The organism is Amycolatopsis sp. BJA-103 (assembly GCF_002849735.1).
GTDB lineage: Bacteria > Actinomycetota > Actinomycetes > Mycobacteriales > Pseudonocardiaceae > Amycolatopsis.
On record NZ_CP017780.1, the window covers coordinates 4,200,006 to 4,213,433 of the forward strand.

Here is a 13,428-nt window from a genome sequence, read left to right on the forward strand (position 1 = left end):
GTCACGCCGTTGACCTCTAGCGGACCGGATGCTACACCTATCCCACGCAATATGCGCAACGTCCGTTGCAACATACGCAACCGAGGTGAACTTTATGTTCCAAGCCGGCACCATCGATTCCGCCGCGGTCGCGGCCGTCCGGGAGGAGCGCGTCGACTGGCGCTTCCGCTCGGTCGCGCCCTCGCTGTCCGGACTCACGATCGGGGAGGCCGCCGCCCGCGGCGCGAAGCTGTTCGACGACGGCTTCCTGGGCCCGTTCGTGGTGCTCGACGAGGAAGCCGTCGAGCACAATCTCCGCACGATGGCCGATTGGTGCGCCGAACGCGGGGTCGCGCTGGCCCCGCACGGCAAGACGACGATGGCGCCGCAGTTGTTCGAGCGGCAGCTCCAGCACGGTTCCTGGGGCATCACCTGCGCCAACGCCGGGCACCTGCGGATCTACCGGGCGTTCGGGGTTTCCCGGATCCTGCTGGCGAACCAGCTGCTCGACCCGTCGGGCCTGCGCTGGCTCGCCGCGGAACTGGACGCCGACGACGACTTCGAGTTCGTCTGCTGGGTCGACTCGGTCCGCGGCGTCGAGCTGATGACCGAGGCCCTGCGCGGCGCCCGCCGCAAGGTGGACGTGCTCGTCGAACTCGGCGCCGAGGGTGGCCGGACCGGGGTCCGCGACACCGCCACCGCGCTCGCCGTCGCCGAAGCCGCGCACGCGAGCCCGGCCCTGCGGCTGCGCGGATCCGGCGGCTACGAAGGCGCGCTCTCCCACCACACCGACGAGAAGTCGCTCCAGCTGATCAGCTCCTATGTGGACGGTCTGCGGGAACTCGTCTTCGCGTTCAACGACAAGGGCCTGCTCGACGACGCCGGGCAGATCATCGTCACCGGCGGCGGCAGCGCGTACTTCGACCGCGTCGCCGACGAACTCACCAAGGACTGGGGCGGCCTGGACGTCCTGCCGATCCTGCGCAGCGGCGCCTACGTGACCCACGACGACGGCTTCTACCGGGTGATCTCCCCGCTGGGCGAAAACCCGCGTATCGGCGGCGTCGCCTCGTTCCGTCCCGCACTGCGCGCTTGGGCGCAGGTGACGTCGAAGCCGACGGACGAACTCGCGCTGCTCACCATCGGCAAACGGGACGCCTCCTTCGACGAAGGCATGCCCGAGCCCCGCCTGATCCGCAAGGGCGACGGACCGCCGTCCGCGCTCGAAGGTCACGCCATCCAGAAGATGAACGACCAGCACGCCTTTCTGACGCTGCCGCCCGGTTCGCCGGTCGAGGTCGGCGACTGGATCGCACTGGGTCTTTCGCATCCCTGCACCGTCTTCGACAAATGGCCCCTCATCCCGGTCGTCGGCCCCGACGGCGAGACCGTGCTCGATTTCGTCCGCACGCATTTCTGATCCGTCCTCCACCGCCGCAGAGGAAGAATCGCCATGGACATCGTTGTCCGCTCCGCACTGGTCGCCGACGGCACCGGGGATCCGCTCACCAGGCACGACGTGGGCATCACCGACGGCCGTATCGCCAGTGTCGCCGAACCGGGCTCGCTCGCGGGCCGCCGCACCATCGACGCCGAAGGACTCGTGCTCGCGCCCGGGTTCATCGACATGCATTCGCACTCGGACCTCCAGCTGCTCGCCAATCCGGATCACCTCGCGAAGCTCTCGCAGGGCGTCACGACCGAGGTCCTCGGACAGGACGGGCTCTCCTACGCGCCCGTGAACGACGACGTCCTCGCGGCGCTGCGCCAGCAGCTCGCCGGGTGGAACGACGACCCCGCCGGATTCGACTGGAACTGGCGCTCGGTCGGCGAGTACCTCGACCGGCTCGACGCCGGGGTCGCGGTCAACGCGGCCTACCTGGTGCCGCAGGGCACCGTCCGCATGCTCACCGTCGGCTGGGAAGACCGGCCCGCGACCGAAGCCGAGATGAACGCGATGAAGGAACTCATCGCGACCGGGCTCGCCGAGGGCGCGATGGGCATGTCGTCCGGGCTCACCTACACGCCGGGCATGTACGCGACCACCGAGGAACTCGTCGAACTGTGCCGGGTCGTCGGCGAGCGCGGCGGTTTCTACAGTCCGCACCACCGCAGCTACGGCAAGGGCGCGCTCGAGGCTTTCGGTGAGATGGTCGACGTCTCCCGCCGCTCGGGCTGCCCGCTGCACCTCGCGCACGCCACGATGAACTTCTCGGTGAACAAGGGCAAGGCTCCCCAGCTGCTGGAACTGCTCGACCAGGCGCTCGACGACGGCTGCGACATCACGCTGGACACCTATCCCTATCTTCCCGGCGCCACCTACCTTTCCGCGCTGCTGCCGAGCTGGTCCACCGAAGGCGGGCTGGACGCGACCCTCGCCCGGCTGTCCGATGTGGACACGCGTGAGCGGATCCGTGCCGAGATCGAGGAGACCGGCTCCGACGGCGCGCACGGCGTGCCGATCGACTGGGAAGCCATCGAGATCAACGGCGTCCGCCGCGACGAGAACTCGCACCTCGTCGGGCATTCCGTCGCCGCTTCGGCGCAGCGGGCCGGGAAACCGGCCGCGGAGCTGTACTTCGACGTCCTGCTCTCGGAGAAGCTCGGCACGTCCTGCCTGATGCACGTCGGGCACGAGGAGAACGTCCAGGCGATCATGCGGCACCGCACGCACACCGGCGGCAGCGACGGGCTCCTCGTCGGCGCCCGGCCGCATCCCCGCGCCTGGGGCACGTTCCCGCGGTACCTCGCGCGCTACGTCCGCGAACTCGGCGTCCTCGACCTCGCCGAATGTGTCTCCCACCTCACCGGCCGCGCGGCGGAACGCCTGCGGCTGACCGACCGGGGTCTCGTCCGCGCGGGGTACGCGGCGGATCTCGTGCTGTTCGACCCGGAAACCGTCGCCGACACCGCCACGTTCGACGAGCCGCGGCAGCAGGCCGCCGGTATCCCCTATGTCTTCGTCAACGGTGTCGCCGCCATCGACGATGGTCAACCGACCGGCGCCCTCGCCGGCCATTCACTGCGGAATCCCGGGAGTGCCCGATGATCGATTGGCTCCAACATTCGACGGGAGGTCTCCTGACCCTCGCCGCCGTCTCGATCGCGGTCTTGCTGTTCCTCATCATCAAGGTCAAGCTCGAGCCCTTCATCGCGCTGATCGTGGTCGGCCTGCTGACCGCGCTGGCCGCGGGCCTGCCGGTCGGGCAGATCGTCGGCTCCGCGCAGAAGGCGTCGGATTCCCTGCTGGAAAAGGGTTTCGGCGGGATCCTCGGGCATATCGCCGCGATCATCGGACTCGGCACGATCCTCGGGTCCATTTTGGAGCGTTCCGGTGGCGCGAAGGTGCTCACCGGCGCGCTGCTGCGGGCCATCGGTGAGAAGCGTGCTCCGCTCGCGATGGGCCTGGCGGGCTTCGTCTTCGGTATCCCGGTCTTCTTCGACATCGGCATCTTCGTACTGGCACCGCTGGTCTACGTCGCCGCCAAACAGGGCGGCCGTTCGCTGGTGCTGTACGCGTTGCCCCTGCTCGCCGGTCTTTCCATCACGCACGCGTTCCTTCCGCCGCACCCCGGCCCGGTGGCCGCGGCGGGCCTGCTGCACGTGGAACTCGGCTGGATCATCCTGATGGGCCTGGTCTGCGGTATCCCGGCGTTCCTGGTCGGCGGCGTCGCCTACTCGACCTGGATCGGCAAGCGCATCGACGTGCCGGTTCCCGAGGAATTCCTGGTCGCGGAAGACGAAGGCGAGAAGGAGGAGAACCCGCCGTCGCTCAAGCTGGTGGCGGCGATCATCGCGGTCCCGCTGGTGCTGATCCTCGCCGGGACCTTCGGCAGCATCTGGCTCCCGAAGAACTCCGCTCCGGCCGGTGTCGCCGCGTTCATCGGCACCCCCGCGGTCGCGCTGACGATCTCGGTGCTGCTCGCGTCCTGGCTGCTGGGCCTGCGCCGCGGCTTGACGGGCAAGGACTTGAGCGAGCTTTCGGCGAAGTCGCTCCGCCCGGTCGCGATGATCCTGCTGGTGGTCGGCGCGGGCGCGTTCTTCGGTGCCGTGCTCTCCGCCACCGGTATCGGCAAGGCCGTCGCGGGATCGCTCGACAACGCCGGTCTCCCGGTCATCCTGGCGGCCTACGTGATCAGCTGCGGCATGCGGATCGCGCAGGGTTCGGCGACGGTCGCGATCGTGACCACGAGCGGCATCGTCGCGCCGACGGTGGCGACGCTGGGCTACTCGCAGATCCAGCTCGCGCTGCTGGTCGTGGCGATTTCGGCCGGTTCGATCATCGCCTCGCACGTGAACGACGGCGGGTTCTGGATCATCTCGCGGTACTTCAACATGACCGTGCCGCAGACGCTGAAAACCTGGACCGTCCTGGAAACCGTCCTTTCCGTTTCCGGTTTCGGCGTGGCAGCATTGCTCATGGCAGTGGTTTAAACCACCTGAAAGCTGGGAGAGATCACGATGACCGGACTCGATCGACGCACCTTCCTCGGCGCCGTCGGAGCGGCTGGACTCACCACCGTTCTCGGTTCCCACCTCGCGAACGCTTCCGAACAGACCTGCGGACCGAAGGGAACCGGGGCCATCTACGTCAGCAGCTATACCAGTTCCGGGCACGGGCTCGATGTCGCTCACCGGGACGCGGCGACCAACGCGCTGGTCGTCGACCGGACGATCCCGGGGATCAGCAACGCCTCCTGGTTCGACATCAGCGCGGACCGCAAGACGCTCTACGTGACCAACGAGGACGAGAACGGTCAGATCTCCGCGCTGAGCCTGGCCGATCCGGCGAAACCCAAGCTGCTCAACAAGAAATCCGCCAAGGGCCAGCACCCCACGCATCTGAGTGTCCACTCGAGCCAGAAGTACGTGCTGGCCGCGAACTACAGCAGCGGCAGCGTCGTCGTCCTCCCGATCCTCGCGGGCGGGAAACTCGGCGACGTCGTCGATCTGGCCCAGCACAAGGGCGCCGAGCGGGCCGCGCACGCGCACCAGGTCGTCAACGACCCCACCGGCAAGTGGGTGCTCTCGGTCGACCTCGGCGCGGACTCGGTCTACGTCTACAAACTCGACGTCACCACCGGGAAACTGAAGCTGAACCAGCAGTTGAAGCTCCCGTCGGGCGCCGGGCCCCGGCACCTCGCGTTCCACGGAGGCGGCAAGTACGCCTACATTCTCGGCGAGCTGCGTGCCGAAGTGACCGTCGCGGCGTGGAACCCGGCCACCGGGAAACTGACCGCCGGGCAGGTCGTCGCGGCCGTTCCGGCGGGCACGCCCGGCGCGCAGTACCCGGGCGAGATCACCATGTCCAAGGACGGCAGGTTCGTCTACGCGTCCGTGCGCGGTTCGGACACGATCGCGTCGTTCGGTGTCGGCGAAGACGGGAAGTCCTTGAAACTGCTGGGCAACGCGCCCGTCGGTGGCGTCTACCCGCGCCACCTCACCCTGGATCCGACCGAAAGCTGGTTCTACGTCTCCAGCGACAAGTCCGGCACGCTCAGCTGGCTGCCGCGCGATCCCGCCACCGGTCTCCCGGGGGCCGTCGCCGGGAAACTGGCGCTCCCCCAGGTCAATTCCGTCTTATTCGGCTAAGGAGAAAATCCCATGAGAACTCGCGTCCTCATCGCGGGCCTCGCGGCGCTCGGCCTCGTCGCGGGCTGTGCGCCTGCCCAGAACACACCGGCCGCGAGCGGCGGTGACGAAAAGACCGGCACGGTCCGGGTCTGGCTGTTCGACGAAGCCAACCGCGCCCCCAAGGAGGCCGCGGTCAAGGAGGCCATCGCCGAGTTCAAGGCGGCGCACTCGGGCGTCGAGGTCGACGTCCAGTGGATCCCGGTGGAAGGCCGCGCGGACAAGTTCTCCGGCGCCTTCAACGACCCGGCGAGCGCGCCGGACGTCGCCGAGTTCGGCAACACCGATGTCTCCAGCTACGCCGCCACCGGCGCGCTGGCCGACCTGACCGGCGATCTCTCGTCGTGGAAGGAAGGCGCCGACATCCTGCCCGCGGTCCTGGAGACGGCGAAGTCCGGCGGCAAGACCTACGGCCTGCCGTGGTTCACCGGTATCCGCGCGTTGTACTACCGCACGGACCTCTTCGCCGAACTCGGCCTCAAGCCGCCCACGACGCTGGCGGAACTGACCGAGACCGCGAAGACCATCCGCGCCAAGAAGCCCGAGCTGTACGGCATCTCCGTCGGTGGCAAGTACACCTACGCGATGCTGCCGTTCCTGTGGGCGCACGGCGGCGAGATCGCCAAGCAGGACGGCGACAAGTGGAAGTCTACTGTGGACTCGGAGCAGGCGAAGGCCGGAGTCGCGGCGTACGCGAACCTGCTGAAGGCGGACATCTGCCCGCCCGAGCAGTGCGCCAACCTCACCGGCACGCAGAGCATCACGGCGTTCGCGGGCGGCAAGGCGGGCATGTCGATCGGTGGTGACTTCAACCGCAAGGCCGTCGGAGCCGGTCAGGTGAAGGGGAAGTACGCGATCATCCCGATCCCGGGCACCGAGGCGGGCAAGGTCGCCCCGGCGTTCGCGGGCGGCAACCTGCTCGGCGTGTTCAACGCGACCAAGCGCAAGAGCCTCGCGGTCGAGTTCACCGAACTGCTCGGTGGCGCCAAGTACCAGGAGAAGATGTACATCGCCATGGGCAACCTGCCCACGCTCGGCAGTGTCCAGCAGAAGGTGGCCGCGAGCGACCCGTCGGTGAAGCCGTTCGTCGACACGCTCACCGCGGGCACGAAGTTCGTCCCCGCCACCGCGGCGTGGTCGAAGATCGACGCGCAGAACGTGCTGCCGACCGCGATCCAGCAGATCGCGACCGGCGGCAAGGACCCCGCGGCCGCACTCGCCACCGCGGCCGCCGAGATGAACAAGGCGTTCGGCTAAGTGGTCACCAAGGACATCCCCCGTACCACGGCTCCGGCCGTCCCGGCACGGCGGTCCCCCCGCCGTCGCCGGGACGGGCGGGCCGCCCTGCTCTACCTGGCACCCGGCGGCATCCTGCTGCTGGCCATGCTGGTGTACCCGATCTACCAGCTCGTCCTGATCTCGTTCTACGACTACGGCCAGCCGCAGGCCGTCGGGAACGCGCCGCTGGAGTTCCTCGGCTTCCGGAACTACACCGACCTGCTGGAGAACGTGCAGTTCTGGGAGGTGCTGGCCAAGACCCTCGGCTTCACCGCGGTCTGTGTCGTCGGCAGTCTCGCGCTCGGGACGGGGCTGGCCGTACTGGCCACCCGGGTCCGCTCGTGGGCGCGGGTCCCGTTGTTCCTGGCGGCACTGGCCGCCTGGGCGACGCCGGCGATGGCGGGCTCGTACGTCTGGCTGTTCCTGTTCGACGCGGACTTCGGCCTGGTCAACGAGGTGCTCTCGGGCCTCGGGTTCACCGGCATGGCGAACCACTCGTGGACCTTCGACACCTACAGCACGTTCGGGCTGGTGGCCGCCGAGGTCATCTGGTGCTCGTTCCCGTTCGTCATGGTGACGATGTACGCGGGGCTCAAGGGCGTGCCGGAGGAGGTCATCGAGGCCGCGTATCTCGACGGCGCGTCGACCTGGCGCACCACGTGGTCGATCACGCTGCCGATGGTGCGGCCGCTGCTGACCATCGCCACGATCCAGTCGATCATCTGGGACTTCAAGATCTTCACCCAGATCTACGTGATGACCAACGGCGGCGGCGTGGCCGGGCGCAACCTCGTGCTCAACGTCTTCGCCTATCAACAGGCCTTCGCCGGACAGGAATACGGTCTCGGCGCGGCGCTCGGAGTCGTGATGACCTTGCTGCTGCTGTCCATCACCGGGCTGTACGTCCGGTCGCAACGCCGGAGCGCGGGATGGGTGTGACGACAGCGCCGAAGACCCGCCGGGTCAAGAAGCCCGGCAGGCTGATCGCCGAGATCATCTGCGTGGTGATCGCCGGGATGGTCGCGTTCCCGGTGTACTGGATGGTGCTTTCGGCGTTCAAGCCGACCGGGCAGATCCAGGCGGAGAACCCGCGGCCGTGGACCCTCACGCCGACCCTCGAGCACTTCGAGCGGGTGCTCAGCGGCGAGGGATTCGCACTGTTCTTCCTGAACAGCGTGATCGTCGCCGTCGTGGTGGTGGCGCTGTCGCTCCTGCTGTCGTTCCTTTCGGCGGTGGCGCTGACCCGGTTCAACTTCAAGGGCAAGACCGTCCTGCTGGTGATGGTGCTGGTGGCACAGATGGTGCCGGTCGAGGCGCTGACCATTCCGCTGTTCTTCCTGATGCGGTCGGTCGGCGACGTCGCGCCGGCGTTCGGCACCAACCACCTCGGCTCGCTGATCCTGGTGCACCTGGCGTTCAGCCTGCCGTTCGCGATCTGGATGCTGCGCGGTTTCGTCGCCGCGGTGCCGCAGGAGCTGGAAGAGGCGTCGAAGATCGACGGGGCGAGCCGGATGCGGTTCACCTGGCAGATCCTCTTCCCGCTGGTGGCGCCGGGACTGGTGGCGATCAGTGTGCTGGCCTTCATCCACGCCTGGAACGACTTCCTGTTCGCCAAGACGTTCATCATCTCCAACACCGAGAACCAGACGCTCCCGCTGGCGATCCTCGTGTTCTTCAAACCGGAGGACACCGACTGGGGCGCGGTGATGGCGGGCTCGACCCTGATGACCATCCCGGTGCTGGTGTTCTTCATTCTCGTGCAACGACGACTCGTGTCCGTCATGGGCGGCGCGGTGAAGGGCTGACATGCCTGGCTTCGAAACTCTGCTCCCCCGTCCCGTCTCGGTGGAACCGCTGCCCGGCCGGTGTTCCGTACCGTCCGAAGTGGACGTCCGCGCCGACGCCGGGCTGCCAGCCGAGGGCTACCGGCTGGAGATCGACCCGTCCGGCGTGACCCTGCACGCGGCCGACGCGGCGGGCGAGTTCTACGGTCGCCAGACGCTCCGGCAGCTGATCGGGCCGGACGCGTTCCGTGCCGCGTCCATCCACAGTGGACAGGCCACGATCCCCTGCGGAGTGGTGACCGACCACCCGCGCTTCGGCTGGCGTGGCTGTTTACTCGATGTGGCAAGGCATTTCCGGACCAAGGCCGAGGTGCTGCGGTTCATCGACCTGCTCGCGGCGCACAAGCTCAACGTGCTCAACCTGCACCTGACCGACGACCAGGGCTGGCGGATCGAGGTCCCCGAGTTCCCGAAGCTGACCGAGGTCGGCGGCTGGCGGAAGTCGTCCATGGTGGGGCGGCACGACGGGCCGGAACGGGATGGACGCCCGCACGGCGGGTTCTACTCGACGGATGATCTCCGGGAGATCGTCGCGTACGCCGCCTCGCGCTCGGTGACCGTGGTCCCGGAAGTCGACATCCCCGGACACGCGCGGGCCGCCATCGCCGCCTATCCCGAACTCGGCCCGGAAACCGCCGAACCGTGGGAGGTCTGGACGAGCTGGGGCATCAGCACGTCCCTGCTGAACACCGAGAAGTCCACTCATGCCTTCTTCAAGGGCGTCTTCGACCACGTGCTGGAGATCTTTCCGTCGGAGGTCATCGCGCTCGGCGGCGACGAAGTACCCGGCGCGACCGAGGAACACGGCCGGTTCGTCCGCGAGATCGCCCGGCACCTGGTCGAACGAGGACGTCGTCCGCTCGGCTGGGACGAGGTGCTCGAAGCGGGTGACCTGCCGCCGATGGTCATCGGCTCGTGGCAGAGCGAGGCAGCCGGTGCCCGTGCCGCCGCGGCCGGTCACGACGTCGTCATGTGCCCCGAGGACCACGTGTACCTGGACCACCGGCAGTCGGATCACCCCGACGAACCGATCCCCGTCGGTTACCTGCGGACGCTGGAGGACATCTACGGCTACGAGCCGGTGCCCGCCGACTTCCCCGCCGACCGGACGATTCTCGGTACCCAGGCGCAGGTGTGGGCCGAGCACCTGGACACCGCGCGCCGCGTCGACTACGTCGCTTTCCCCCGGCTGAGTGCTTTCGCCGAGGTGGCGTGGAGCAGTCCGGAGGGCCGGGACTACGCGGAGTTCCTGCCGCGCCTGCGGGACCACCACCTGCCCCGGCTCGACGCGCTGGGCGTCGAATACCGGCCACTGGAGGGCCCGCATCCCTGGCAGACCCGTCCTGGCGTGCCCGGGCGACCGCGCTAGGAGTACGTGATGGCCCCCTTCCTTGCTCCCCGGGCGAGGCAGGGGGCCATCATGGGTTGATGAGTGATCAGTCCGAGCGGTGGGTCGACGCCACCCAGCTTCCTGAAGAACTCGTGGCGCTCATCGACACCCTCCGCCCCGGCGAAGAGCTGCCCATCACCCGGAACGGCGAGACGATCGGGACGATTTCCGGCTCCTTTCCCGAAGAGCGGTTCGCTACCGCGGACTCCGACGACGTCACGGTCGTGGCCACCGCCATGAAGCTGTCGGCCTCGGCACGGGACTCGTTGTCCGAGCGGCTCGGCCCCGGTTATCTCGTGCTGGACCTGCACTCGGCGCCCCCGAGCGTCGACGTCCTGCTGGTACCGCCGGTCAGCCCGCAGCTGATCGCGAACTTCCGTGCGCTGTACCCGAAGGCCAGGGTGGTGATCACGGAGATCGAGGACGCCGAGCTGGGGGTCAAGTACGAGGGCCCGGTTCGCCGCCTTCTCGACGCCGGTGCCGAGGCATACCTGCCGTCGAGCACTATCCCGCGTCTGGCGGAGCAACTGGACCGGACCATGACGCAGCTGCGGCAGCTCACCGACGGCGCTTCGATCCCCTTGACCATCGAATCGCCGCGGGACCGTGCACTCGAATGATCGGCAGTCGGTACCTGTGGTCGTGAAGGGAGCTTTCCCCGCGTGGGATGTGGCGAAAGTCCCTTTCACCCAGCCCGGCAGGTCACCTATTACTTACTCCTCGATTAATATGAAATACCTTTCGAGAAATGCGTTCATATTCGCACACCTGTTCGATTCTTGATATTCTTGCATCGTGTCCAGTCAACGCATCCTCGAACCGCCGCGGGAGTTGTGGCGTGCCGGTGCGCGGGAGCTCGCGCATGGTGTGGTGGAGCGGTTGTCGGTGGCACGGCAGGCGTTGGCCGAGGTCGGGCAGTGCCTGGTGGAGATCGAATCCCGGGGCCCGATGGAGCTGTTCGGGCACGGCTCCACCGCGGGCTGGTTCGCCGAAACCGCCCGCATCACCCCCAAAGAAGCCCGCGACACCGTCGCGCAGGCGGTGGCGCTGAACGAGGGCCGCAACCTGGACGGCACCACGGCACCGGCGTTCGCGCCGCTCGCGGGGGCCGCCGCGGCTGAGGGCGACCTCGGCCACCAGCAACTCGACCCGCTCCTGGCGGTGCTGAAGAAAATCCCGCCTGAGGTGTCAGCGGAAGACCGATCGGGGGCGGAGCAGATCCTGGTGAACCTCGCCCGCCGCGCTGGGCCGCAAGAGATCACCAATATCGGTGCGGAACTCCTGGCCCATATGGATCCCGACGGGAACGAGCCGAAAGACGAAGACCTGAAGCCACCGTCGCGCGAGGTGTATCTGCGCAAACGCGACGACGGCTGGTGGAGACTCACCGGGCTCCTCGACCCCGAATTCGGGGCCCGCGCCAACGCGTTGTTCGAAACCTGGGGGCAACGAAGACCCGTCGACGACGACGGGAACCACGATCTGCGGACGCCCGGCGAACGCAATGGGGACGCGTTGTTCGACGCGATCCACTACGCGATGACCAACGACAAAGCCCCGACACTCTCCGGAGACCGGACCACCGTCGTCGTCACCATTCCGCTGGACACCCTGACGTCGGGACTGGGGATGGCGTGCGTGGACGGGGTCACTCAGATCACCGCACGACACGCCCGCCTGCTCGCCTGCGACGCCAAGATCATCCCCGTCGTGCTCGGGTCCGAAAGCGAACCGCTCGACATCGGACGCGCTGCCCGCAGCGTCACCCCCGGCCAGCGCCGGGCGTTGAACATCCGGGATCACGGTTGCGCGTTCCCTGGCTGCCACCGGAAGCCTAAGCACTGCGAGGCCCACCACATACTTCCGTGGGGCCAGCTCGGCGACACCGACCTGAACAATCTGTGTCTGCTCTGCCGCTATCACCACATGGTCATCCACGGCCAATCCGGCTGGCAGGTCCGCATGGCCGCCGACGGCAGACCCGAGTTCATCCCGCCGCAGTACCTGGACCCGCTACAACAACCCCGCCGCAACAACCGCTGAACCCGAGAAGCCCGCCACCACCACCGGCGACGGGCCCCTCGGCATGCCCACACCCAGCCGAACCGCCAGCCACTCCCCAAGATCAACGGCCCGAGCACACCAGGCCTTCCTGTCCTCACAAGGGCCCGCGAACACGACACGTTTGACTTACCCCTCAATAGAACCCGAAACGCCACTCACGACCAACGGGAGTCACGGGCGGCCAGGCGACCTCCACGAACCGCGGCCGGTAGATCCGCGCGTCCGCGAAGTTGTCGCCGTGGTCGAGAGAGTTCACGTTGTACGACACCGTGAGCTTCCCCGGACGGCTCAGCTGCGGATGTGCCGTCGCGTCGTAGACGATCCGGCGCTCATTCGCTTCGAGTGCCCGGTGGAGGACGACCGGAGCACCGAACGGGCCGGTCGGCGAACTCGCGGTGTAGGCGAGCATCACCGGGCTGAAGCCGGGGCTGGTGTCCATGGTGATCAGCACGTACTCGGCACCGATCCGGATCACCGAGAACGCCGTCCCGACCCCGGCCAGCATCCGGATCCCGTCCTCTTCGCGGGACGACCAGCCGGCGCCGGTCCAGAACTGCCATGGTCCTCGAAGACCCCCGATGGGCACCCGGGCGAGCCTGAGGTGTCCCTGTTCGGAGCCGTAGACGTAGGTGTGGCCGCCGTCTTCGAGCAGTTCCGATCCCCACGCGACCCGATCGGTCACCGGGATCACCAGCACCTCGGACGGCGTCAGCGCGGGCAACCGGAAGGTGACCAGCGAGGTCCCCGTGCTCCGGAAGTCGAGTCCGCCGGGTCCCGTCGTCTTGTACCGGTTGTAGAGCACCCGCAGGACATCGCCTTCGACAGCGCCGTCACCGACCCAGTAGTGCTCGTCCGAGCCCGGGAGCCCGATCAGGGGCTCCGGGTCGTCGGCGGTGCCGCCGTGCAGCGTCTCCCCCAGCGTGCCGTCGGACCGCTGGACGACCAGGGTGTTGCGGGCGAGCGGGCTGTCCGGCGGGCGGCTGTGGTCCGGGTTCACCCTGCCCAGGAACGTGTCCGAGAACAGCCACGCGGTGCGGCCGTCCGGCAGCGGGACCGAAACCGTGCGATCTCCGCCGGTCCAGTGCCCGCCCTGATCGCCGTAGCTGTTCCAGAGTTCGTTCAGTCCTACGGCGGGAACCACGGGCCGCGGCGCGGGCGCGACGCCGCTGCTCGCGACAACGGCGCTGAGCAGCAACGCGGCCACTACGAGGATCCGCGACGGCCTGCGCATCGGATCATGCT

The 13,428-nt window shown here is 68.1% G+C and carries 11 protein-coding genes; 10 read left to right on the top strand and 1 reads right to left on the bottom strand.

Going from position 1 to position 13,428, the window contains the following annotated elements:
* Positions 1-94 precede the first annotated feature (94 nt).
* The 10 genes from BKN51_RS18120 to BKN51_RS18165 all read left to right on the top strand — a co-directional run bounded on the left by BKN51_RS18120 (position 95) and on the right by BKN51_RS18165 (position 12,165).
* Positions 95-1,399 (top strand): amino acid deaminase, encoded by a 1,305-nt coding sequence (locus tag BKN51_RS18120; protein ID WP_101608773.1) that lies wholly within the window; start codon positions 95-97, stop codon positions 1,397-1,399.
* 33 nt (positions 1,400-1,432) lie between these two features.
* Complete coding sequence (locus BKN51_RS18125) at positions 1,433-3,028, top strand: N-acyl-D-amino-acid deacylase family protein (protein WP_101608774.1); 1,596 nt, start codon at positions 1,433-1,435, stop codon at positions 3,026-3,028.
* A complete protein-coding gene (locus tag BKN51_RS18130) occupies positions 3,025-4,413 on the top strand; it encodes a GntP family permease (protein WP_101608775.1) in 1,389 nt (462 codons plus the stop codon). Before BKN51_RS18125 ends, BKN51_RS18130 begins: the two co-directional genes overlap by 4 nt.
* A 27-nt stretch (positions 4,414-4,440) precedes the next feature.
* The gene (locus tag BKN51_RS18135; protein WP_101608776.1) at positions 4,441-5,571 is read left to right on the top strand and encodes a lactonase family protein; all 1,131 of its coding nucleotides are present in this window, start codon (positions 4,441-4,443) and stop codon (positions 5,569-5,571) included.
* Positions 5,572-5,583: 12 nt separating this feature from the next.
* On the top strand, positions 5,584-6,867 hold the full coding sequence (locus BKN51_RS18140; RefSeq protein WP_101608777.1) for an extracellular solute-binding protein: 1,284 nt from the start codon (positions 5,584-5,586) through the stop codon (positions 6,865-6,867).
* Entirely contained in the window at positions 6,868-7,827 is a 960-nt protein-coding gene (locus tag BKN51_RS18145; protein ID WP_101608778.1) for a carbohydrate ABC transporter permease, read from the top strand.
* Complete coding sequence (locus BKN51_RS18150) at positions 7,818-8,693, top strand: carbohydrate ABC transporter permease (protein ID WP_076157078.1); 876 nt, start codon at positions 7,818-7,820, stop codon at positions 8,691-8,693. The genes BKN51_RS18145 and BKN51_RS18150 overlap by 10 nt, the downstream gene beginning before the upstream one ends.
* Before the next feature lies 1 nt (position 8,694).
* Positions 8,695-10,101, top strand: a complete 1,407-nt coding sequence (locus BKN51_RS18155; RefSeq protein ID WP_101608779.1) for a beta-N-acetylhexosaminidase — start codon at positions 8,695-8,697, stop codon at positions 10,099-10,101.
* Between the two features lie 59 nt (positions 10,102-10,160).
* The gene (locus BKN51_RS18160; protein ID WP_101608780.1) at positions 10,161-10,742 is read left to right on the top strand and encodes a hypothetical protein; all 582 of its coding nucleotides are present in this window, start codon (positions 10,161-10,163) and stop codon (positions 10,740-10,742) included.
* 175 nt (positions 10,743-10,917) lie between these two features.
* The gene (locus BKN51_RS18165) at positions 10,918-12,165 is read left to right on the top strand and encodes an HNH endonuclease signature motif containing protein (RefSeq protein ID WP_101608781.1); all 1,248 of its coding nucleotides are present in this window, start codon (positions 10,918-10,920) and stop codon (positions 12,163-12,165) included.
* Positions 12,166-12,319: 154 nt separating this feature from the next.
* On the opposite strand, the gene BKN51_RS18170 is transcribed toward BKN51_RS18165, so the two are convergent.
* Complete coding sequence (locus BKN51_RS18170; protein WP_101608782.1) at positions 12,320-13,417, bottom strand: DUF5005 domain-containing protein; 1,098 nt, start codon at positions 13,415-13,417, stop codon at positions 12,320-12,322.
* Between the last annotated feature and the right edge of the window lie 11 nt (positions 13,418-13,428).

Excerpts from the sequence above, each read along its gene's own strand:
- BKN51_RS18135 (WP_101608776.1), top strand. The coding sequence starts at position 4,441 with ATGACCGGACTCGATCGACGCACCTTCCTCGGCGCCGTCGGAGCGGCT.
- BKN51_RS18150 (WP_076157078.1), top strand. The coding sequence starts at position 7,818 with ATGGGTGTGACGACAGCGCCGAAGACCCGCCGGGTCAAGAAGCCCGGC.
- BKN51_RS18120 (WP_101608773.1), top strand. The coding sequence starts at position 95 with ATGTTCCAAGCCGGCACCATCGATTCCGCCGCGGTCGCGGCCGTCCGG.
- BKN51_RS18160 (WP_101608780.1), top strand. The coding sequence starts at position 10,161 with ATGAGTGATCAGTCCGAGCGGTGGGTCGACGCCACCCAGCTTCCTGAA.
- BKN51_RS18170 (WP_101608782.1), bottom strand. The coding sequence starts at position 13,417 with ATGCGCAGGCCGTCGCGGATCCTCGTAGTGGCCGCGTTGCTGCTCAGC.
- BKN51_RS18155 (WP_101608779.1), top strand. The coding sequence starts at position 8,695 with ATGCCTGGCTTCGAAACTCTGCTCCCCCGTCCCGTCTCGGTGGAACCG.
- BKN51_RS18130 (WP_101608775.1), top strand. The coding sequence starts at position 3,025 with ATGATCGATTGGCTCCAACATTCGACGGGAGGTCTCCTGACCCTCGCC.
- BKN51_RS18125 (WP_101608774.1), top strand. The coding sequence starts at position 1,433 with ATGGACATCGTTGTCCGCTCCGCACTGGTCGCCGACGGCACCGGGGAT.
- BKN51_RS18140 (WP_101608777.1), top strand. The coding sequence starts at position 5,584 with ATGAGAACTCGCGTCCTCATCGCGGGCCTCGCGGCGCTCGGCCTCGTC.